The 21,405-nt window shown below is 30.6% G+C and carries 21 protein-coding genes; 7 read left to right on the forward strand and 14 right to left on the reverse strand.

Annotated elements, in window-relative coordinates:
- Nucleotides 1-3: 3 nt before the first annotated feature.
- Nucleotides 4-1,269, reverse strand: coding sequence for a hypothetical protein (locus ACFQ1O_RS06930; RefSeq protein WP_377714730.1), 1,266 nt, complete (start codon nt 1,267-1,269; stop codon nt 4-6).
- Between the two features lie 185 nt (nt 1,270-1,454).
- Nucleotides 1,455-3,416, reverse strand: coding sequence for a YgiQ family radical SAM protein (locus tag ACFQ1O_RS06935; RefSeq protein WP_377714732.1), 1,962 nt, complete (start codon nt 3,414-3,416; stop codon nt 1,455-1,457).
- Nucleotides 3,417-3,512: 96 nt separating this feature from the next.
- On the opposite strand from ACFQ1O_RS06935, the gene ACFQ1O_RS06940 reads away from it, so the two are divergent.
- The 5 genes from ACFQ1O_RS06940 (at nt 3,513) to ACFQ1O_RS06960 (ending at nt 6,825) form a co-directional block, all read left to right on the forward strand.
- Nucleotides 3,513-3,848: an arsenosugar biosynthesis-associated peroxidase-like protein gene (locus ACFQ1O_RS06940; protein ID WP_377714734.1), complete on the forward strand. Its 336-nt coding sequence runs from the start codon at nt 3,513-3,515 to the stop codon at nt 3,846-3,848.
- 142 nt (nt 3,849-3,990) lie between these two features.
- On the forward strand, nt 3,991-5,046 hold the full coding sequence (gene arsS, locus ACFQ1O_RS06945; protein WP_377714736.1) for an arsenosugar biosynthesis radical SAM (seleno)protein ArsS: 1,056 nt from the start codon (nt 3,991-3,993) through the stop codon (nt 5,044-5,046).
- A gap of 11 nt (nt 5,047-5,057) precedes the next feature.
- The gene (locus ACFQ1O_RS06950) at nt 5,058-5,546 is read left to right on the forward strand and encodes a rhodanese-like domain-containing protein (RefSeq protein WP_377714738.1); all 489 of its coding nucleotides are present in this window, start codon (nt 5,058-5,060) and stop codon (nt 5,544-5,546) included.
- A complete protein-coding gene (locus ACFQ1O_RS06955; protein WP_377714740.1) occupies nt 5,543-6,187 on the forward strand; it encodes a hypothetical protein in 645 nt (214 codons plus the stop codon). Before ACFQ1O_RS06950 ends, ACFQ1O_RS06955 begins: the two co-directional genes overlap by 4 nt.
- Before the next feature lie 29 nt (nt 6,188-6,216).
- Nucleotides 6,217-6,825 (forward strand): TIGR04282 family arsenosugar biosynthesis glycosyltransferase, encoded by a 609-nt coding sequence (locus ACFQ1O_RS06960; RefSeq protein ID WP_377714742.1) that lies wholly within the window; start codon nt 6,217-6,219, stop codon nt 6,823-6,825.
- On the opposite strand, the gene ACFQ1O_RS06965 is transcribed toward ACFQ1O_RS06960, so the two are convergent.
- From ACFQ1O_RS06965 to ACFQ1O_RS07010, 10 genes are all read right to left on the reverse strand, one after another.
- Entirely contained in the window at nt 6,822-7,805 is a 984-nt protein-coding gene (locus ACFQ1O_RS06965; RefSeq protein ID WP_377714744.1) for a hypothetical protein, read from the reverse strand. The genes ACFQ1O_RS06960 and ACFQ1O_RS06965 overlap by 4 nt on opposite strands.
- A 68-nt stretch (nt 7,806-7,873) precedes the next feature.
- A complete protein-coding gene (locus ACFQ1O_RS06970; protein WP_377714746.1) occupies nt 7,874-8,950 on the reverse strand; it encodes a hypothetical protein in 1,077 nt (358 codons plus the stop codon).
- Nucleotides 8,934-9,539, reverse strand: a complete 606-nt coding sequence (locus tag ACFQ1O_RS06975) for a hypothetical protein (RefSeq protein WP_377714748.1) — start codon at nt 9,537-9,539, stop codon at nt 8,934-8,936. Before ACFQ1O_RS06975 ends, ACFQ1O_RS06970 begins: the two co-directional genes overlap by 17 nt.
- Nucleotides 9,469-10,011 (reverse strand): RNA polymerase sigma factor, encoded by a 543-nt coding sequence (locus ACFQ1O_RS06980; protein ID WP_377714750.1) that lies wholly within the window; start codon nt 10,009-10,011, stop codon nt 9,469-9,471. Before ACFQ1O_RS06980 ends, ACFQ1O_RS06975 begins: the two co-directional genes overlap by 71 nt.
- Before the next feature lie 195 nt (nt 10,012-10,206).
- Nucleotides 10,207-12,672, reverse strand: a complete 2,466-nt coding sequence (locus ACFQ1O_RS06985; protein ID WP_377714752.1) for a DUF5686 and carboxypeptidase regulatory-like domain-containing protein — start codon at nt 12,670-12,672, stop codon at nt 10,207-10,209.
- A 191-nt stretch (nt 12,673-12,863) separates the two neighbouring features.
- On the reverse strand, nt 12,864-13,958 hold the full coding sequence (locus ACFQ1O_RS06990; RefSeq protein ID WP_377714754.1) for a hypothetical protein: 1,095 nt from the start codon (nt 13,956-13,958) through the stop codon (nt 12,864-12,866).
- On the reverse strand, nt 13,945-14,514 hold the full coding sequence (locus tag ACFQ1O_RS06995; RefSeq protein WP_377714756.1) for a hypothetical protein: 570 nt from the start codon (nt 14,512-14,514) through the stop codon (nt 13,945-13,947). Before ACFQ1O_RS06995 ends, ACFQ1O_RS06990 begins: the two co-directional genes overlap by 14 nt.
- The gene (locus ACFQ1O_RS07000; protein ID WP_377714758.1) at nt 14,493-15,041 is read right to left on the reverse strand and encodes an RNA polymerase sigma factor; all 549 of its coding nucleotides are present in this window, start codon (nt 15,039-15,041) and stop codon (nt 14,493-14,495) included. The genes ACFQ1O_RS06995 and ACFQ1O_RS07000 overlap by 22 nt, the downstream gene beginning before the upstream one ends.
- A gap of 63 nt (nt 15,042-15,104) precedes the next feature.
- Nucleotides 15,105-15,821, reverse strand: a complete 717-nt coding sequence (locus ACFQ1O_RS07005) for a geranylgeranylglyceryl/heptaprenylglyceryl phosphate synthase (protein ID WP_377714760.1) — start codon at nt 15,819-15,821, stop codon at nt 15,105-15,107.
- A complete protein-coding gene (locus ACFQ1O_RS07010) occupies nt 15,822-16,457 on the reverse strand; it encodes a 4'-phosphopantetheinyl transferase family protein (RefSeq protein WP_377714762.1) in 636 nt (211 codons plus the stop codon).
- A 68-nt stretch (nt 16,458-16,525) separates the two neighbouring features.
- Between ACFQ1O_RS07010 and ahcY the strand changes: the two genes are divergently transcribed.
- Nucleotides 16,526-17,842 carry an adenosylhomocysteinase gene (gene ahcY, locus ACFQ1O_RS07015; protein WP_377714764.1) on the forward strand — a complete coding sequence of 439 codons (1,317 nt, stop codon included), beginning with the start codon at nt 16,526-16,528 and terminating at the stop codon, nt 17,840-17,842.
- Between the two features lie 100 nt (nt 17,843-17,942).
- On the opposite strand, the gene ACFQ1O_RS07020 is transcribed toward ahcY, so the two are convergent.
- Nucleotides 17,943-18,320, reverse strand: coding sequence for a heavy-metal-associated domain-containing protein (locus tag ACFQ1O_RS07020; protein ID WP_377714766.1), 378 nt, complete (start codon nt 18,318-18,320; stop codon nt 17,943-17,945).
- Nucleotides 18,321-18,400: 80 nt separating this feature from the next.
- On the opposite strand from ACFQ1O_RS07020, the gene ACFQ1O_RS07025 reads away from it, so the two are divergent.
- Nucleotides 18,401-19,294: a DMT family transporter gene (locus ACFQ1O_RS07025; protein ID WP_377714768.1), complete on the forward strand. Its 894-nt coding sequence runs from the start codon at nt 18,401-18,403 to the stop codon at nt 19,292-19,294.
- Between the two features lie 35 nt (nt 19,295-19,329).
- Here ACFQ1O_RS07025 and ACFQ1O_RS07030 read toward each other — a convergent pair whose 3' ends face one another.
- On the reverse strand, nt 19,330-21,405 hold the full coding sequence (locus tag ACFQ1O_RS07030) for a M16 family metallopeptidase (protein ID WP_377714770.1): 2,076 nt from the start codon (nt 21,403-21,405) through the stop codon (nt 19,330-19,332).

Raw genomic sequence — 21,405 nt, forward strand, 5'->3', positions numbered from 1 at the left:
TTCTTATACATTTATAATTTGTAAAAAACTATTCTCTAATAAAATTTCTAACAATCTTACACCAATCCCATCTGGCCAATCTTGAAAAAGTCCAGAAAGTAATTTTTTAACTTGTACTTCCTTTCCATTGTTAAGCTCGCTAACTAATTTTATTATGTCATCATGATTATGAAATGAGACTTTATCGCCTCTGTGAAATAATTTTATAGAATCTCCATCTTGCCTATAATGAATACTAGACTTATTGATACGCAAATACATATCTTCATTTATCTCTATAGCATGATTTGCATCCTTAATATCTCCGCTATCATACCAATCACTACTCTTTAATGCTCCTGAGTAATCATCTAACTCTTGATAAATAAACTCTTTTAATGTTTCATCGAGTTTATCTTCATCGAGTTTAGACAATGTAATATCTATATCATCTATACTCCCAACATCCTTGACATTAGAAACTAAGAGTTCATCATTTAAATTTTCTCCGTTTACCTCTTTCAATCCACTCTCCCACACTCCATTTAATAAACCATCTACTGTTGTATAGTTAAACCAAACCGTTAAACCCAATGAAGTTTGATCAGACCTTCCTATGTGATAATAATTCCATGGCATAAAAAACACATCTCCTTCAGTAAAATCACACTTGTAATCTGCAAAAGGCAAGTATTTTTCAGGATTATCATTATTCTCTCCTCCTTCTAAACTTTCTTTGTAATTTGCTCGATCCCACATGTACATGGTCTTACTTCCTGGACCTAAGTGAAAGTGCATCACAAAAGAACCTGTATGATCCTCATGAATACCTATTGGAGTCCAGCCATAATTTCCAATAAAAATTGAAAAATTAATTCCTCCAAACGGAGTGTTATCTTTTAAAAATGGTTTAAAATATTCAGAAATAACATCTCTCCCTTTCTCACTGTAACGCTGACCGGTATTCAATATGATTCCATATTTTTTATTTCCAAAATGTCTTTTCTCCCAATCTAAAAAATCATCTTCACTCTTAACAGGATCCTTTATAATTCTATCCTTTAACCCTTTATCTAATTCTCCTTCTACCCAAACTCGCCAAGGAATTAAACTTTTATCTTTTTTCAAATTCTGCAACATTTCAAAAATACTCTCCCTCAAAATTCCTACATCGTTATTAAAAGTATTTTTTACTACACTCGGAACAGTCATATTACCCGTATAGTCTATGAAATACTCCCACCATTCCTTAGAAAAAGATTTTATTTTTTGTTCAGTTTCGATTTGCATTGATTCTTTAATTATTTAAAGCAAACTTAAAACGGTAAATCTTACAAAACAAGAAATACTTACTTTTTTTTAAAGTAAATTCTTACTTTTTTAAATAAAGAAACATAAAAAACTGAATAGCAATAAGATACGCTATTCAGTTTTCAAAAAAATCAATTAAATTTTATAATTTATGAAAGCTTTTTCTACCTTTTATTTCGTTTTCCCCTCTTTTTAAAGGAAGTTTTTTCTTTTTTTAAGACACTTACAAACTCTTTTTGCTTCCCTTTTTTATCTGTAAACTTTTGTCTTTTTGGCCTTCTTACTTCTTCCTCTTTTGGGATTAATCTTTCAATTAAATCCTCTCTACCTACGCTTTTTAGCACCTTTTTAATCCATGGTTGATTTTCCTTTTTATACCAAAAGAAAAACCTGTGTTGGTCTTCTTTATCCTTTTTAGATTTAGGAGTTTTCATTTCTTTTAAAGTATAGGGGTGATAACCACTATAATAAATTACGGTAGCAACAGTCATAGGAGTTGGAGTAAAACCTTGTACTTGTTCTAACTTAAACCCCATATCTTTAGTTTCTGCCGCTAAATTTGCCATATCTTCTAACTCACTAGCTGGATGACTTGATATGAAATAAGGTATTAACTGAAGATTTAGTTTTTTTCTAATATTTATTTTATCAAATATATTTTTAAACTGATGAAAATTACTAAACGAAGGTTTACGCATTAATTTTAAAACCGGATCAGATGTATGTTCTGGTGCTACTTTTAACCTACCTGAAACATGGTGAGTAATTACCTCTTCTGTATATTCTTCTAACTCCTTTGGATCAGCATTTTTATTAAACTCAGGAACTAACATATCATAACGAATACCACTTCCTATAAACGATTTTTTAACCTTAGGATGCCTATCTACTGCCTGATAAATCTCTGTTAGTGGTTTATGCGAAGTATCTAAATTGCTACAGATAACCGGATTAATACAAGATGGAGCTACACACTTATCACATATCTCTTGAACTTTACCTTTCATTTGATACATGTTAGCTGAAGGACCTCCAATATCTGAAAAATACCCTTTAAAGTCTGGCATATTTGCCACCGTATCTACTTCTTTTAAAATAGACTCCTTGCTTCTACTAGCAATAAATTTTCCTTGATGTGCCGATATGGTACAAAAGCTACAACCTCCAAAACAACCTCTATGAATATTTATAGAAAACTTGATCATTTCGAAAGCTGGAATAGGACCTCTCTTGTTATATTTTGGATGTGGTAATCTTGTATATGGTAAATCAAAAGAAGCATCAATCTCTTCTTCCGTCATCGTTGGAAAAGGAGGATTTATAACCAATAAATCATTTTCTACTTCTTGCAAAATTCTTCTTCCAAAGGTTTTATTAGACTCTTGCTCTATCACCTTAAAGTTACCAGCAAAAGTCTTTTTATCGTTTAAGCATTTAGTATGAGAAGCAATCTCTACATCTTCCCAATTTTTATTCTTCTGTAGCTTATCCTCTTTACTTTGTAAATATGCTGTTTGTTTAATAGTTCTTAAAGACGAAAACGGAACTCCTTTTTTTAGTAAGGCTATTAACTCTCTTAAAGGCTGTTCTCCCATTCCGTAAATTAACATATCTGCACCAGAAGTAGTTAATATATTAGGCATGAGTTGGTCACTCCAATAATCATAATGAGTCACCCTTCTTAAAGAAGCTTCAATCCCTCCTATTACAACAGGAACATCTGGAAATTTCTCTTTAAGTATCTTGGTATAAACAGTAGTTGCATAATCTGGTCTGAACCCTTTGTCTCCATTAGGAGTATAAGCATCTTTATCTCGTTTCTTTTTACTAGCTGTATAATTACTAACCATAGAATCCATGGTTCCAGAAGTAACTGCAAAAAACAAGTTAGGTTTACCTAGCTTAACAAAGTCTTGTAAATTATCATTCACATTAGGTTGCGGAACAATCGCTATTCGCAATCCACAACTTTCAATAATCCTACCTATTACGGCAGGTCCAAATGATGGATGATCTACATACGCATCCCCACTAAAAAGAATTACATCTAATTCTTCCCATCCTCTAATCTTCACCTCCTTATTAGTAGTTGGCAACCAACTTGATAATCGATAATCCTGACTCATGGGACAAAATTACGCTATTTTAATTACATTTATCATCTTGATTATGTAAGACTATGAATTTTTAGTCGACTTATAACCTTACTAAACACCAATTTTATGTCAAAAACATATTACGACCCATCAGACTTAAGAAAGTTTGGAAACATTACAGAATGGAATGAAGAACTAGGAAATAAATTTTTTGAATACTATGGAAAAGTATTTGAAGATGGTGCTTTATCTGCCAGGGAAAAGTCATTAATTGCGTTGGCTGTTGCTCATACAGAACAATGCCCATATTGCATTGACGCTTATACCAAAGATGGATTGCAAAGAGGAATAACTAAAGAAGAAATGATGGAAGCTGTACATGTAGGAGCAGCTATTAAAAGTGGTGCTACTTTAGTACACGGTGTTCAGATGATGAACAAACACGATAAGTTGTCTATGTAAGTAGACCTTCCGTTCTTTCCTAAAAAAGGTTAGAAATTAAATTGCTTATCTCAACATAAATCTGGGTTTCATCAATAAAAAGCACCTAATCGATCATAAATTAAGGTCTTGACTTCGCTCGACCTGACAACAAATAAATTATATGTCTACAAAATCACTTTTAGCCAGAAAAGACGACTTAGCTAGTCCTGAAAGACAGTTAGAAGTACTTAGTAATGGTATTTTTTCTAATGGCGAATTACCAACGTTCGCTAAAAAAATAAAAGAAACGAATCAGTTTCCGTTACGACCAAAAAAATTGGAGATTCTGCAGATAAATGTAGGCTATATGTGTAACCAAGTGTGTTCACATTGCCATGTTGATGCTGGTCCAGACAGAAAAGAAATTATGACCAAAGAAACCATGAAACAATGTTTAGAGGTCATAAAAAAGACAGGCGCTCATACTTTAGACTTAACAGGAGGAGCTCCTGAAATGAACCCTAACTTTAGGTGGTTTGTTGAAGAAGCTTCTAAAGTAGGTATTAAAGATTTTATTGTTCGTTCTAACCTAACTATTATTAGAGCCAACAAGAAATATTATGATTTACCTGAATTCTTTAAAAAGCACAATGTACATGTTGTTTCTTCTATGCCTCACTATACCAGAGGAAAAACAGATAAACAACGTGGAGACGGTGTTTTTGACAAGTCTATAAAAGCACTACAAGAATTAAATGCTGTAGGTTATGGAGTTCCTGGAAGTTCGTTACGATTAGATTTGGTATATAACCCTTCAGGAGCATTTTTACCTACCAATCAAGAAGCTTTAGAGGCAGATTTTAAAAAGGCTTTAAAAGAAGATTTTGACATTGATTTTCACAACTTATTTGCTATCACCAATTTGCCAATTAGTAGGTATTTAGAATATTTAATCGCTTCAGACAACTACGAAGATTATATGTACGCATTAGTAGAAGCTTTTAACCCTTCTGCTGTAGCAAATGTAATGTGTACCAACACCATATCTGTAAGTTGGGATGGTTGGTTATACGATTGTGATTTTAATCAAATGTTAGATTTAAAAGTAGCTTCTAAAATTCAGCATATTTCTGAATATAACGAAGCTATTTTAGAAGATAGAAATATTATTATTAGCCAACATTGCTATGGTTGTACTGCAGGTGCTGGTAGTAGCTGCCAAGGTACTGTGGCATAATTTACAAAGCATTGAAAAAACTATTTATTCTTTTTTTATTAGCATCTACTATTAGTTGGAGTCAAAACTCATCTTTTGATGAAATGGTAGCGAACACTTTTAAACCAAGTATTCCTTTTATTTCTACAGATGAACTGAATAATCACTACCAACAATACATTATTTTAGACACTAGAGAGAAGATTGAATATAATGTAAGTCATTTGCCTGATGCTATATATATTGGTGATAAAGAATTCAACTTAAGAAAAACCTTAAAGTTATTATCTAAAGACAAGCCTATTGTTGTTTATTGTTCTATTGGTGCCAGAAGTGATTTTATTGGAAAGAAATTAGCCCGAAAAGATCTTAAAGTATACAACTTATATGGAGGTATTTTTAAATGGGTTAATGAAGAAAAAGATGTAATTGACAACGAAGGAAACTTAATAAAAAAAGTTCACCCGTATAATGAAGAATGGGCAGTTTGGATTAAAACAAAAAACACATCTCTTAAATGAAAGCCATTTTAGCATTAATTAGTATTTTACTCCTCCAACTACTTTCATACTCTCAAAATGTAATTACTGGAAAAGTTGAATTTTATAAATCTGATGCTACTAAAATTATTTTCCCTAATAATCCAAATGATAAATACTCTCGAAATCTTAACAACCGAAAAAGCAGCATTCAATTAATAGAAAAAAACACTATAAAAGAGTTAAAAACTAACTCAAGTGGTGTTTTTAAGTTTACTACTCATTCTAAAAACGATTCTATTCAAATAATTGTAAATAAACAATTAAAACGTTTTAGCAAAAAATTCAATCTTAACTTAAAAGACATTAGTGATACTTTAAAACTTAGAATATCTGACAAAAAAATAGCTATCTATAGAGATTCTGTTCTCGAAACTAAGTTTTTTTCCAAGTATAATGAAAAGCAAGCTCAAATAGACTTTAAATCTGGTAATTATCATCTTTTATGCATTGGAGTTGGATGGCCAACTGACGAATCAATAAAAAAGAGAGAAAATATTTCTAAAAATTACAACATAAGCTATAAATATATTTCCAACATAAGTCAAAGTAAAATCCGAATCATGTTTCGTTATAATCAAGTACTCAAAAAATTAATTGGAATAAATGAACAGATTTGGTAACTAACTTATTCCCCACTAATCAATTCAAAATGAACGATACTTTATTACTCATATTTACAAGAAACCCAGAATTAGGAAAATGCAAGACTCGTTTAGCCAAAACTATTGGAAACGAAAATGCCTTAACGGTCTACAAAATGTTATTAGAGCATACTGTAAATATTACTAAGAGTTTAGATTGCGATAAAGCCGTTTATTATTCTGTTAAAGTTAGAGATAATGATTATTGGGATGCTGCTATTTACCAAAAGCATCAACAGCATGGAGGCGATTTAGGTATTCGTATGCGCAATGCATTTTCCGACTCCTTTAAAAACGGTTATAAAAAAGTATTAATTGTTGGCAGCGATTTATACGATTTAACACCTCAACACATTGAAGATGCAATTAACCAATTAGACAACCATGATGTAGTTATTGGGCCAGCTTTAGATGGTGGTTATTATCTTTTAGGAATGAAAGAACTCAACCAATCTGTTTTTGAAAATAAAGAATGGGGAACTGAAACGGTAAGAAAAGACACCTTAGAAAACCTTAAACATAAAAAAGTGTCTTTACTAGAGACACTTAATGATATTGATATTTTTGACGATATTAAAGATTATGAAATTTTTAAGCCTTATTTAACTAAAGTCTAATCTTCTTGATACACTTTTAATTCTAAACCCATACCGTAATTATTCAAGCCTTCTTTAAGAAGCTTAGATAGAGTTTGTATATTCTGTTTTTCAAAACTCACCCATTTATTCCCATTTAAGAAAACTCTTTTTACATATGTTTTTTGAGATTTAACCTTATCTGTAAATGGTAATAAAGGTCTAAAGGTAGTAGATACCTTAACAATTCCTTTTTTAGTTTTAATCTCTCTATATTTCTTATTGGGTAACAACTTACCTAATTTATCTGTATACCCTAAAACCTGTATAGATACAAACATTCCGTTTTTAGGTATATATATGTCGTTTTCTGATACATCAAGCTTAAATACAGGTTCACTTTTTTCGGTAACTCTAAATACAATTTTATCGTAAGTTAAAGCATCACCTGGCAGACCATCGATATTTTCATAAAAGTTCACTTTAAACAGAGTTGAAAATGGCCTTTTAACAACATTCTTTCTTTTTCGCTTATCCCAATCTGCTGCTTCTACTTTTATGGGCAACAAAACTTTTTCTACTTTATTTTGTTTGTTCTTATGTCTTGGAAAGAATACAGCTATTTCAGATTCTATAGATGGCAACCAGCACTTAAAATAATCTTCATGTAAATTCGGTTCTAACTCTTCTATTTTAAACTTGCCTTTAGGTTTGCTATTAACTATAACCTCATCTAACTCTTCTTGAGAAGGCTCTAAAAAAAGTGTACTAGGTAAGTTTTCTGTAGCTACCCTTAACTCTTTATAACCAATAGAACTAATGAACAAAGAATCTATATCTGAATATAGTTTTTTAGTAAAGATAAACTTCCCTTCATCGTCGGCAAATATTCCGTTTCCGTTTCCAAAAGAAATGGTAGCAAAAGAAACCGGTAAATCGGTTCCTTTTTCTTTTATAAATGTTTGGCTCTGAGACTGAACTGTAAACAGTACTATTACGGCTAATACTAAAAACCTCTTCATGATTGTTCTTTATGTCTATAACGGATGGAATTTACAAAATATTTTAGCAAGCCTTAAGTTTCTGACAATTAATTATCTTTCTTTTTCAATTCTACTCCTCCGTAATTTGAATTTATAATAATAACATTACCCGAATTTTTACTACCTACAAAACCTTCATAAGCTCTGGTTGATGTTTTATTTTCTTTAGTAACTATAATCACATCGTCTGTTTTCTGAAATCCAGCATACTTTATATCCAAATCAAAATCAAAATTTGCGCCTTCAGAATATTTTAATAACACTTTAGAGTAATTACTATCTACATCAATCTTTTCAACTGTTTTTTCTATATCATCAATTCTTACCAAACCATAATTCCCGTCGAATTTTAATTTAGATAACAATTTCTTCAATTTTAAACCTAAGTAATTAGCATCTACTGTTAAATTTTCTATTTCATCTATATTTAATCCTCCGTAATTTCCATCATAGATAATTGTGTTAGCTTTACCTATTGATGTTTTAGTATACCCTGTATTGATTTGCAAATCTCCTGCTTTTCCTATTTTGTAAGTATTATAGTTCCCTTTAATCTTTCCGTTTTTAATATATTTTATCTCAGAACCACCAGAATAATTCATCTTAACCATATTATCGTTGCCGTTAAGAGCTTCTAAAGAAACATCTCCGTAACTACACGAAATAATTGCGTTACCATCTAACTCATCTAAATAAATATTGCCGTACTTATTTTCTATATTTACTGAATTACTCTTAGGTAATTTAACTACATAAGTAATATCAAAGTTTAGCTTTTTACCTTTACCCCACCTATTTTTCAAGTCATTAAACATAGTTTCTGCTTTAACACGATTGGCATCTCCACTAAAATTTATTGTAATACTATTTAGTTTTTTTAGCACTAATTCTTTATCATCTCCATTTACACTTACTTTAACATCAATTTTTACTTTTTCCTGATTCCAGGATGTAACATTAACGTCTCCAAACTTGTTTGATATTTCTACTATTGCGTTTTTGCTAACCGATACTTCATGCTGGAAATTCTTTTCTTCTGTATGTTTCCCTTTTTTATGTCCGTTATGAGCTGTTACCAAAAAGGGTAACAACAATAGCAGTATTACTTTATATAATCTCTTCATGATATTCGTTTTTTAATTGATTGATTTCATTAACCTGTTGTATAACGTTTTCTAACAAATTAATTCTGATTTGAAAATTATCTATTAAGGCCTTAATAATTCTCTCGTTATAGTTATTCTCTAATTGAGTTAACAATTCTTCTTCTTCTGTTTTTAATTTTTTAAGTTCGGCAACCGTATCGGCTATTAAAACCGAGTTATCTTCATTTATAAACGACTCTAATTTTACTAGCTGTTTCATTATAATGCCATCGTAATATTGATGAGCTTCGACTACTTCTTGAGGAAAAGAGTTTGGTTCTTCTACCTCTCTAAAGCCATTCGTGTTTTTAAACACAAAAAAACCTAATAATAAAACAACAGATGCAGCAAGACTTAAGTACCTGAACTTATTTGTTTTCTTTTTCTTGTTTTTTTCAAGCTTCTCTAAAAATCGCAATTCGTGATTTTTAGACATTTCTCTAGTATTAAGATGCTCTATACCTTCTTGAAAAAAATCTTGTATATGTTTATTGTCTTTAAGCATAAATAGCCATTTTTTTACGTAAACTTTCTTTTGCTCTAGAGATTGTAGTTCTACAATTGGCATAACTCAAACCAGTTATTTCTACAATTTCATCATAATCATACCCTTCTACAAAATGAAGCGTAAGTAATAACCTGTAGTTGTCTTTTAGCTCATTAATAAATTTAAAAACTTCTTGAATTTTTAAATTTGTTATGTTTATTTCTTCAGGTTCAGAGTCGGTTAATTTGTACGCTACTCCTTCTAGTGGCGTTAAAACATTTTTATCTTTTCTTAACTCATTTATACTTTTAAAAGTCACAATTTTTTTTAGCCAACTTCCAAAAGCATTATAATCTTCTAACTTATTTAAATCTGTAAAAGCTGTTAAAAAAGCCTCTTGAACAACATCTTCTGCAATAGCATCATTTTTTACTATTCTAAAAGCAACATTATACATGGCATTACAATAGGCTTTATACACATTCATTTGTGCAAGCCTATTGTTTTGCTTACACTGTTCTAATAACTGTTCGATTTTAATTGATGATGACATTTAGTAAGTTAGTTATTATAGAGTAACACTCTTTTTCAAATTGTTACACTTTTAAATAAATTTACAATAAAAAAACCGCCCTTAGGCGGTTATACATTTAAGTAGAGAATCTGTTTTTATTGATTAGTTATTCATAGTGAATACGCTGAAGGTTTATTAATGGCACAGAACAACCCTCAACGAATTCAGCTAATATTAATTTAATTTAACACCGAATAAAAAACCGCTTTCTGATTGACCATTATGAAAAGATTTTACAAAATCTACACTCAAAAAACGCATTTTACCCCAACCTATGTTATTTAATCCTACCGAGTATTCACTATAAGGTTTGGTGTTATTTATAAACGCTATATGACTCCCTATAGTTAAGTTGAAATTTAATCTATTTAAAAGAGGTAATTTCCCTAACACATACCCTTTAAAATCATGCTTTACATGAATTTCTGCATAGTTATTATTAGTACTAAAAGTATAGTAAGGCATAATGTTAAAACTATTAAGATCCTCTCTTAAACTTACATGTGTCTGATTTCCGTTAAAGTGTTTATAATCGACAAACGAAATGCCATCAGCTTTCATAAACAAGCCTCCTGTTAAGCTATACCTTAATTTTCCTTTGTTAGAAAGACTCTTATTTTGTCTAATACCCGCTTTTAACAATCCGAACTTATAATTATTATTACTTGCACCAATAGCTCGCTCGTAACTCATTAAAAACAATGGAGTTTCACTATAGTAATTGTGATTGTACTTTCCGTCTGGATAAGTACTATATTCTTGCCCTAATCTGTACGAAGCAGATAGTTTAACTTTCGTAATATTGTGTTTGTTTATAATAGCTGAGCTACTGAATGGATCTAACGGATTATTACTTGTATACACCTTATCATCTTCATTAATAGTTACATAATCTGTTGTATTAAAAACTGGTTTTCTCTCTTCAAAAGAAGCTCCTATATTAACTCTTAACCCGTTTATAACTTCTTTTCCAAAAGTTGCTGCAGCAAAAGTTTTATCGTAAAATTTAGCATAGTTGTCTTCAAAAAACAAAGTGCTTACCGTATTTACCAATGGAGATATAGGTTCTGACTCGTTAAACTGAGATAATTTTCTTCCTCCAGAAACAACTAATGTCGGTCTAGAAAAGCTATTAAACTGTTTAAAAAATCTACCTGAAAGTCTAAATTTTTCTTCAGACAAGCCATAATCTACTTTAGAAGAAATATGAGTGAAGCTTCCTTTATCTTTATTTCTCTTACCATAAAATAGGTTTAAATTACTATACCAACCTTGTACGGTATTAAACTGCACTGCAAACAACGGAGAACGTACTCCCCAATACCACTTTTTATGTGTATTATTATATGTATAACTAGTAATTAAATCACCTAATTTAAACTTGTTATTTTTTCTATCTATAGAATCTAAATATTCTTTAGACTCTCTTATTACCTTTATACTATCTTTTACCTTATAATCATTCTTTTCTAAGCTTGTTAAACGCATAGGTCTATTAGCGCCCCAATACAAACTATCTTTTTTATTGGCTCCTTTTTCTACCAGCAATACTTCTTTGTTAAATGTCTTTCTATCAAACTCTGGATTAAAATTATAATTACTATAAACAGCTGTAAATCTTCCGTCTCCTTTTAATTTTAAAAATTTGAATTTAAATTCCATTTCTTGAGAAAGTAATACCCAAAATTTATTTTCCTTATTGTATCTAAAATTTTGTTTTAAAAGCATCTGATCAAAAGCAAGACTTTGCAATTGTTTTCCTGTTACTTTTAGATCTACTCCGTATAACTGCCATTGATCTTCTACTATATAAACATAGCCTTCAAACACACGCTCTTGTGGTCTTTTAGGCGTTACTTTAATTTTGTTAATTGCCACACCATTTTCATAAATAAGATCTTCTAATTGATATTTATAATACGTAAAAGCAAACTTGGCTAACGGTGAAATTACTTCAGCCTCATCTAGATTCACCGTGTTATGGTAAAAGTTGAGATTAAACTCTGAAGCCGAATTAAAACTAAATCCGCTATCATCACCACTTACTTTAGAAGCTAACATGTGCTCTTTAAAATTATTAGGCGCTTTAAATTTAATTTTTGAAATTGTTTCAGACAAATAAACAATACCGCTTCTTGTAGAATCTAGTGCAACAAAAAAATCATCTAAATCTTGCCCGAATATTTTTTTAGGAGCATTTTTTATTCCATAAATTCCTTTTGAATAAAAGTCGCAAGTATATTGATTAACTCTAGATATATTCTGCTTTTGTTTTTGAATTGTTTTTTTTATAATGGTAGCTCCTGGGTCTACTTTTGCCTCTATACTTATTTCATCTAGAGAAGTTTCTTGTTCACTCATTACCACATTTAACTCGTAAGGAAATTGTGTAATATGTATTGTCTTTTTTATAGTTTTAAACCCCAAATACTGAAACACCACAGTGTATTGTCTTTCTTGATCTATTACTAATTCATAAATACCATTTTCATTTGTGGTTGTTCCTGTATAAGAATCTTCTAAATAAACATTCACACTAGGCAAAACTTCTTGTTTATTATTGGTTACAACACCAGTTATTTGAGCATTGGTTAAAAAGCTTACTAATAATAGACTAAGAGCTACTAAATTTTTCTTCATTGATTACTTTATTTTTTGAACGAAAATATATTTTTAATAAACAGGTTTTTATTTACAAAAAGTTAATATTATCATATAACCTGTTAATACTATTATTATTTATAATAAATAGTTGCTGTCATTTCTTTTTAGACAAGAGTATTTCTTATCGAGTTATTGAATCGATAAAAGCATTTATATACAAGAGATATTTAAGGAGTTATAGGTTTCGAGTTTTCAAACTTTAAAATGCTATTAACCATTTCTAACAATAAATAGTTTTTAGAAAACTTTTCTTTAAAATAACCACAAATTCGTTGGTTATTGCCTTTATCATCTGAATGATGTCGTTTAAAATCTTTAGGAAGATTGTTAATAATAGATTCTACTATACAATCTCTTGTTAATATATTATAACCAAAAGATATATTGTTGTTGTACCCTAATATTAATTTTGCATTATCTATATCGAATTCTGCCGAATAATTATTCCAATTCTTAATATCTACATAGCCATAATAAGCCTCTATCTTCATTTTCTCTTGCACATTGCTATTTTCAATATTCATTGTAAGATATTCTCCTTTTCCTTCTAGACTATTAGTTACGTTTCCTATTGTTAGTGATCCATAATTACATTTGTACTTTAAATTTGAAACTTCTTGTATAACACCATTAGATGAGGCCATATCTCTAATTTCTAGTACTTCAGACTTCATAATTTTATAATCACAAAATTGTCCTTTTATTGTTCCTTTCTTTATATAATCGAATGAGTTTCTTTGTGAAAATGAGGTTTCTATCTTAGCCACACCGTTGAGCTTTCCTGCTTTAATATTACCATAATATGCTTTTAAACTTACTGAAGCATTAGAGGCATCTAGAGAGATATCTCCATAGTTGTTTGTGATGCTTAAATGACAACTTTTTGGCACTTTAATTTGATAGTGGATCTCTCTATAGTCATTATACTTATATGTTTCCTTTCTAGTTAATAATGTAATTATTCCTTCTTTTAAATTTTCAGAAAAAGCAATATCAACTTTCTTTAACAACTCATCTACCTCTGCTTTAGTTTCCCCCTTAACAATTACTAGTGCGTCTACAATTATTTTATTTCCTTCCCAAGCGGTTATATCAATGTTTCCATACGAATTATGAACATTTAACAACATTCCTGGTTTATACTTAAACTCTCTATGGATTTTTTTCTCATCCATGTGGCTAAATTTTTCACCGTTACTCGCTTCTAAAAACTGATTAACCAATAAAAAACATAGTAGTAATACAATTTTATATAACTTCATACTCTTGGTTATTATTTGTAATCTCCTTACTAATTTCAATCTGTTGCATTACATTTTCTAGTAATTGAACTCTATAATTAAAATTATCTATTAATGATTTAACTAATCTCTTATCATAGTTAAGCTTTAGCTTTTCTTGTATATTCTTTTGTTCAGCTTCTAAAAAATCTAATTGTTTAAACGCAGCTTCTATGATAGCTTCGGTGTCAGAATTTCTCTCCAATTCTATTTTTGCTAACTCTTTTCTAATACTTTCTTCCATATAGAACTGAATGTTTACCACTTCCTGAGGTAACTTACTGTGTTCTGTTGTAACCACTTCTTCTGTTACATCTTGCTGAAACATATTTAAAACTGCAAAACCAACACTTAATATAAATACAGCTGCTACACTATATTGCCACCATTTTTTATTGGTCTTTACATTAGCTTTTTTAGCTTCATTTTGCTGAAGTTTTTTTAAAAACTTATCTCTATGATGTGCACTTGGTTCTTCTGTATCTAAAAAACCTTCCTGCTCTTTAAACCTGTTTTTTATATAATCGCTTTCAAACATGGTTGCATTTTTTTTTGTAAACTTTTCTTAGCTCTAGACAAAAGAGTTCTACAATTAACATGTGTAAAACCAGTTATCTGTACAATTTCTTCATAATCATACCCTTCTATATAATAAAGGGTAAGTAAGACTCTATAATTTTCTTTTAAATCGTTTATTGCTAGTATTATTTGCTTAACATCTTTTGTTTCTTCTACACTCCAAAAACCATCATCAACCTCTTCTTTTAACGAACTCATTTCTAAAGAAGTAAAACGTTTTTCCTTTTTTAAAAAGTTTAAACTCTTATTTACTACAATCTGTTTTAACCACTTAGGAAATGTAATTACTTCATCTAAACTCTCTATTTTTGCAAATACCGTAATAAAAGCTTCTTGCATAATATCTTCTGCCAACATTTTGTCTTGTACAATTCGCAAAGCTGTATTATACATAGCTCTATAAAACATATCATAAAGTGCCAATTGCGCTTTTTGATTTTGTTTTTTACAGCCCTCAACCAATTGAATGATTTCTTGTTGTTGCATTAGAGTTAGTAGTTAGTCAGAGTAAAGACTTAACCATTTTTAATTTGTTGCAGTTTGTTGAATTTATTTTTCAAAAAATGTAGAATCGTTTTCAAAAGCTGTTCCTATTACTACTAAATCAGCACCAGCATCGTAAGCTAGTTGCATTTGTTGTTGTGAGCGAATTCCGCCTCCAACAATTAGAGGTATAGATAATGCTTTAGCTACAGAAGATATATTTTTTATTCTTACCGTTTGAATTGCCCCTGAACCTGCTTCTAAATAAATTAACTTTTTACCTAAATATTCTCCTGCTAAAGCAGTATTGGTAATTAATTCAGTGTTTTCTTGCTCTATTGGTACTGTTCTACTAACTTTTTGAACAGCTGTTTCCACACCTCCATTTACCAAAACATATCCGGTAGGAATAATTTCTAAATTTATTTCTCTTAAATACGGAGCAGCTTTTATTTGTTGCTCTATCAAATATTCAGGATTTCTTCCAGATAATAAACTCAAGAATAGAATAGCGTCTGCTTTATAAGTCACCTGATTAAAATTTCCAGGAAATAGTACTACAGGTAAACTAGTGTGTTTTTTTATTTCAACAACTAAAGTTTCTGTCTCTCCATTAGCAACAGTGCTGCCCCCAACAAATATATGAGTAGCATGGCTCTCATTTATTTTATAAACTATTTTAGCTACATCTTTAGCCAATAATTTATCTGGATCTAATAATACAGCTAATAGTCTTTTTTGCTGTTTTTTAGCTATAAGTATATCTTTATAAATAGAGTTCATCTAAAACAAAGGTAAATCGTTGGTTGCATAAACAAGAGAATAGCCTTCAAAAATATCAAAGTAGATAGAATAGGATTCGTTTAAAGGCTCTTTTAATATATAACCTTTAGTTTGCTTATGGAATAAATTAAACTCATCAATGGGTAAATGTTCAATAAAAAGTAAACCTCCATCTGGGTGAATTTTAAACAAGCTTTCTTTTGCCCCCCAAATAACTGTTAGTTGTTCTACTAAATTTTCTTCAACCAAAAACTCTTTTTCCTTACCAACGAACTTATGAGCTATTCGTTTAATTTTCTCTCTGTTTTTTTCAATATCAATCCCAATAGTATCGTTTGATATAGCGATTACCGAAAAATCAAATGAATGAGATATGGTTATTATTTTACCATCCTTTAAATGCGGCTTACCGTCTTCTGTATAAAACAAATCAAAATCTGTATAACCGGCAATTTCAAGTAGCTTTCTAACCGCCAAAAATCCTTTTATATGCGATTCAGATTTCATTCCTGCAACTCTTTTAGAACTCCTATCGTTTAAAACAACTTCATTATAAAGTTGTTCTAAAGACTCTTCTATCTTCCAGATATATACTACTGTTCTTTTGCTATGGTTAATAGTCTTAAATAAAGGCATTTAAAAAGTAAAAGTTATTCCTTAACTTTGCTGTCGCAAAAATTGCTATAAAAACAAAGATAATAAGTATGAGTACAAAAACAACAACTTATGTTCCTTATAAAGTAAAGGACATTTCTCTAGCAGATTGGGGAAGAAAGGAAATAGAGCTGGCAGAAGCTGAAATGCCAGGTTTAATGAGTTTAAGAGAAGAATACAAAAATGAGCAACCTTTAAAAGGAGCTCGTATTGCAGGTTGTTTACATATGACTATTCAAACCGCAGTTTTAATTGAAACTTTACAAGCTTTAGGTGCTGAAGTTACTTGGAGTTCTTGTAATATTTTCTCAACTCAAGATCAAGCTGCTGCTGCTATTGCTGCTGCTGGAACTCCAGTATACGCTTGGAAAGGTATGAACGAAGAAGAATTTGATTGGTGTATAGAACAAACTTTATTCTTTGGAGAGGAAAAGAAACCATTAAACATGATTTTAGATGATGGAGGAGATTTAACTAATATGGTATTAGATAAATATCCTGAGTTAGCTGCTGGAATTAATGGATTATCTGAAGAAACTACAACGGGTGTTCACCGTTTATACGAAAGAGTTAAGAACGGAACTTTACCAATGCCAGCAATTAACGTAAACGATTCTGTTACTAAATCTAAGTTCGACAACAAATACGGATGTAAAGAATCTGCTGTAGATGCTGTTCGTCGTGCTACAGATATTATGTTGGCAGGTAAAAGAGTAGTAGTTTGTGGATATGGAGATGTAGGTAAAGGTACCGCAGCCTCTTTCCGTGGAGCTGGTTCTATTGTAACGGTTACTGAAATTGACCCAATTTGTGCTTTACAAGCTGCTATGGATGGTTTTGAAGTAAAAAGATTAGAAACAGTTGTAGGTAATGCAGATATCGTAATTACTACAACAGGAAACAAAGATATTGTTCAAGGACAACACTTTGAAGCTATGAAAGATAAAACCATTGTTTGTAACATTGGTCACTTCGATAATGAAATTGACATGGCTTGGTTAAACGGTACTTATGGTGATTCTAAAATTGAAATCAAACCACAAGTAGACAAGTACAATGTAAAAGGAAATGATATTATCATTTTAGCTGAAGGACGTTTAGTAAACTTAGGATGTGCAACTGGTCACCCAAGTTTTGTAATGTCTAACTCATTTACAAATCAAACTTTAGCTCAGATTGAATTATGGAATAACGCTGATGCATATAAAAATGATGTATATATGCTACCTAAGCATTTAGATGAAAAAGTAGCAAAACTACATTTAGCTAAAATTGGAGTTGAGTTAACTGAGTTACGCCAAGACCAAGCTGAATATATTGGTGTTACTATAGAAGGCCCATTTAAGCCTGAACACTATAGATACTAAAAAAGTGTATTTACTTTTTACAATAAAAAAAGCCTCTTGAATATCAAGAGGCTTTTTTTATTGTAAGCTATAACTGTATTATCATTTTCATGATTTCACATTACTCTGTTATAGTTTGCATATTTTTTACTTTATACATACTTCCTGTTTTAGCAACTCGATCACTTAATAAACTAGTTGTCACTTGATCTACATCATAAGAAACTTCAGCAGTTTTCGTTTCAAAATCTACTTTTGCAGAAGCTACCCCGTCCATTTTAGCTAAACTTTTTTCTATTTTCGCTGCACATCCTACTGCACAAGTCATTCCATCAATATTGAATTTCGCTTTAGCTATAGTTGCATTTTCAGCTATTGGCTTTTTCTCTTCTTCATTGTATTCAACTGTTACTTCTTCAGGAGCAGAAGCTTCTTTCTTACAAGAAACCAATACAAAAACCGAGCATACCAGTAATAAAATTATTTTTGAAATTTTCATATCTATACCTTTTAATTTTAATTCATTACAAATTTAAGAAATAAACCCTTTAAGTAAGTTAAAATTATGACTTTTGCAACATGAACAATCACAATCTTAAATGGATCTTTCTTATTATACTTTCTGTTATATGGGGAAGTTCTTTTGTTTTAATGAAAATAGCCATAGACAATGGACTATCTGCTTTACAACTAGGCGCCTTACGTATTGTAATTTGCTCCTTATTCCTTTTTGTAATTGGTTTTAATCAAATCAAAAAAATCAGAAAAAAACATGTTAAGTGGGTCGCTTTATCTGCTTTCTTAGGCACCTTTTTCCCCGTGTTTTTATTTTCTTATGCACACACTCAAATAGACAGTTCTATTGCTTCTATCCTTAATTCTCTTACTCCTTTAAACACTATCATTTTTGGTTATTTAGCATTTTCTTCTAAATTCACTAAAAATCAACTTTTAGGAGTTTTAACTGGATTAACAGGAACCGTTATACTTATTATTTTAAGCAAAGGATTAAATCCAAACCAAAATTACTTGTATAGCTTACTAGTTCTTGCTGCATCTATTTGTTATGCGTTTAATGTTCATATTATCAAAAAGCATTTACAAGACCTAAACCCTATTAGTATTGCTGTAGGAAACTTTATTGTAATTTTTATCCCCTCTGCAATTATGCTTTATTTTACTAAATTCTTCGATTTAGATTTTTCTAATAATTATAAGATAAAAAATGCAATCATTAGTGTACTTGCCTTGGCTGTTTTTGGCACAGGAATTGCCAAAATAATGTTTAATAAATTAGTACAAATAGCTACTCCCATTTTTGCAAGCTCGGTTACTTATACCATACCAATTGTTGCAGTTATTTTAGGAACACTATATGGCGAAAAGCTCAACATGCTTCAATTAATTGCAGCCGGAATTATTCTGTTAGGAGTTTATTTAGCTAATAAAAAAGCAAAAAAAAGTCCGAAGTAATTACTTCGGACTTAATATACTATTTAAAACTACTTTTATTTAAAATCAGCTTCAGTAACACCTTCGTTTACTTTTACTTCTTTTATAATCATTCCAAAAGTTTGCGGACCTTGTTTAATAGTTACAGAGAATGGAAATTGAACTCCATTAGTTGGTGTATAGTTACTATACTCTGTAGACACAGAAACTTTTTGACCTTGAGCCTCAATAGTTTCTTCTACTTTTACCAAATAACCCGATTTAGCATTGTAAAATCTAGATTCATCACCTACTTTAATTAAATAAGCATCTTCTCCGTTTATAGACACAACACTCTCTAAAGTTGCTTTAGAGATATCTAATACCAACTCTTCAAATAATACATTTTTCTTGGCTTTAGATTTTTCTAAATCTTCACCTTCTAATGGCTTTTGTTGTCCCATCTGGGCTGAATAACCTTTTTCTCCATCAAATACTTGTTTAAATATTGGTCCTGCTTGAGGATGTAGCACTTCCTGCAACTCTTTGTTAGGGATCATTTGCTTTTTATTAAGCTTCATAGTTTGTCCCATAGCATTAAAATCTCCTGTAAAGTGCAATGTTTTTACTGATGCTAATTTTTCTTCACCTCCAACTGCTTTTATGTAGTTTTCTATAACCGTTTTAGCAGTCACTCCTTTTGGAATAGGTTTAGAAAAAACTGGTCTTTCTGTAGCATTTCCATATTTATCAAAATACTTAATTGGTAATTTTTTTCCATTGTACTGTACTCTCTCTAATGCTTCAACAACTTCACTTCCTTTACCAGCTATAACTACACGTAAATTATTTGCTAAGAAATATTTATTTGCTACTCTTTTAACATCTTCAACTGTAACAGCGTTTATTTTAGATAAAAAGGTTTTATAAAAATCTTTATCTAATTTATTACGCTTAATATTTAATGCATAGCGAGCAATTGTTTGTGGCTTTTCCATAGCTAAAACAAAATCTCCTAAATACTTAGCTTTAACATTTTTTAATTGATCTTCTGTAACATTTACTGTTCTAATATTATTGATCTCTTTTAATGTTTCTACTACAGCACTATCTGTTACAGCATTACGTACACTTGCTCCAGCAGTAAATAAAGCTGCTGCATCTCTTTCTGCTCTCAATGAAGAACGCGCACCATAAGTCCAACCATTTGCTTCTCTCAAGTTTAAGTTTAACATACTATTAAACCCTCCTCCTAAAATCTTATTAGCAATTAACGCAGCATGATAATCTTCATCATTCATTTTAAAATCTACAGTACTTACGACAGAAATTTCAGACTGTACCGCATTTGGCATATCAATAAAGTTTATTTGAGTAAACTGAACATTTTGAGCCTTTGGATAGGTAATTGATGGTGCTAAACCTTTTCTCCAATTACTAAAGTTTTTTGTTACGGCTTTTTTTACATCTTTAAACTTTACGTCACCAACAACTACCATGTAAGCATTATCTGGAACAAAATAGTTTTGGTAAAACTTATTTACGTCAGATAAATTTACATTACCAACTGTTTGAGCAGATTCATACTCTCCATATGGATGATTTTTACCGTATGCTAATAAATACTTAACTCTATCTGCTGCTGCTTTAACATTTTTCTCTTCTGACTTTATCCCTTCTAAAATTTTCTCTTTTTCTTTATCGAATTCTTCTTGAGTAAAGTTCGGATTAATTGCAGCGTCTGCCATCATTTCTACTAATCGGTTAAAGTATTTAGATAACCCACTAGCAAAACCTCCTCTAGAGCTTAAATTCATATTAGCTCCCATATAATCAACCTCTTCATTAAACACATCTTTAGAAACTGATTTAGACCCCTTACCTAACATTGCACTTGTTAAGCTAGAAACACCTGCTTTATCTCCGTCTAAAACTGGTGGATTGTCTATAGTTAAACTAACAGAAACTCTAGGTAGCTTGTTATTTTCTACCACCATTACTTCTAAGCCATTTGACAATTTAAACGATTTAGGAGCTTCAATATTAATAGTTGGCGCTGGTCCAGCTACTGGTTGCTTAGACCTGTCTACTTGTGCATGCATAGTCGTCATTCCTATAAAAACTAATGCTAAAATGTTATATATTTTCTTCAT

It is taken from the genome of Pseudofulvibacter geojedonensis (assembly GCF_042675745.1).
GTDB classification, from domain to species: domain Bacteria; phylum Bacteroidota; class Bacteroidia; order Flavobacteriales; family Flavobacteriaceae; genus Pseudofulvibacter; species Pseudofulvibacter geojedonensis.

Excerpts from the sequence above, each read along its gene's own strand:
- ACFQ1O_RS06930 (WP_377714730.1), bottom strand. The coding sequence starts at position 1,269 with ATGCAAATCGAAACTGAACAAAAAATAAAATCTTTTTCTAAGGAATGG.
- ACFQ1O_RS06935 (WP_377714732.1), bottom strand. The coding sequence starts at position 3,416 with ATGAGTCAGGATTATCGATTATCAAGTTGGTTGCCAACTACTAATAAG.
- ACFQ1O_RS06940 (WP_377714734.1), top strand. The coding sequence starts at position 3,513 with ATGTCAAAAACATATTACGACCCATCAGACTTAAGAAAGTTTGGAAAC.
- arsS (WP_377714736.1), top strand. The coding sequence starts at position 3,991 with ATGTCTACAAAATCACTTTTAGCCAGAAAAGACGACTTAGCTAGTCCT.
- ACFQ1O_RS06955 (WP_377714740.1), top strand. The coding sequence starts at position 5,543 with ATGAAAGCCATTTTAGCATTAATTAGTATTTTACTCCTCCAACTACTT.
- ACFQ1O_RS06960 (WP_377714742.1), top strand. The coding sequence starts at position 6,217 with ATGAACGATACTTTATTACTCATATTTACAAGAAACCCAGAATTAGGA.
- ACFQ1O_RS06965 (WP_377714744.1), bottom strand. The coding sequence starts at position 7,805 with ATGAAGAGGTTTTTAGTATTAGCCGTAATAGTACTGTTTACAGTTCAG.
- ACFQ1O_RS06970 (WP_377714746.1), bottom strand. The coding sequence starts at position 8,950 with ATGAAGAGATTATATAAAGTAATACTGCTATTGTTGTTACCCTTTTTG.
- ACFQ1O_RS06975 (WP_377714748.1), bottom strand. The coding sequence starts at position 9,539 with ATGCCAATTGTAGAACTACAATCTCTAGAGCAAAAGAAAGTTTACGTA.
- ACFQ1O_RS06980 (WP_377714750.1), bottom strand. The coding sequence starts at position 10,011 with ATGTCATCATCAATTAAAATCGAACAGTTATTAGAACAGTGTAAGCAA.
- ACFQ1O_RS06985 (WP_377714752.1), bottom strand. The coding sequence starts at position 12,672 with ATGAAGAAAAATTTAGTAGCTCTTAGTCTATTATTAGTAAGCTTTTTA.
- ACFQ1O_RS06990 (WP_377714754.1), bottom strand. The coding sequence starts at position 13,958 with ATGAAGTTATATAAAATTGTATTACTACTATGTTTTTTATTGGTTAAT.
- ACFQ1O_RS06995 (WP_377714756.1), bottom strand. The coding sequence starts at position 14,514 with ATGTTTGAAAGCGATTATATAAAAAACAGGTTTAAAGAGCAGGAAGGT.
- ACFQ1O_RS07000 (WP_377714758.1), bottom strand. The coding sequence starts at position 15,041 with ATGCAACAACAAGAAATCATTCAATTGGTTGAGGGCTGTAAAAAACAA.
- ACFQ1O_RS07005 (WP_377714760.1), bottom strand. The coding sequence starts at position 15,821 with ATGAACTCTATTTATAAAGATATACTTATAGCTAAAAAACAGCAAAAA.
- ACFQ1O_RS07010 (WP_377714762.1), bottom strand. The coding sequence starts at position 16,457 with ATGCCTTTATTTAAGACTATTAACCATAGCAAAAGAACAGTAGTATAT.
- ahcY (WP_377714764.1), top strand. The coding sequence starts at position 16,526 with ATGAGTACAAAAACAACAACTTATGTTCCTTATAAAGTAAAGGACATT.
- ACFQ1O_RS07020 (WP_377714766.1), bottom strand. The coding sequence starts at position 18,320 with ATGAAAATTTCAAAAATAATTTTATTACTGGTATGCTCGGTTTTTGTA.
- ACFQ1O_RS07025 (WP_377714768.1), top strand. The coding sequence starts at position 18,401 with ATGAACAATCACAATCTTAAATGGATCTTTCTTATTATACTTTCTGTT.
- ACFQ1O_RS07030 (WP_377714770.1), bottom strand. The coding sequence starts at position 21,405 with ATGAAGAAAATATATAACATTTTAGCATTAGTTTTTATAGGAATGACG.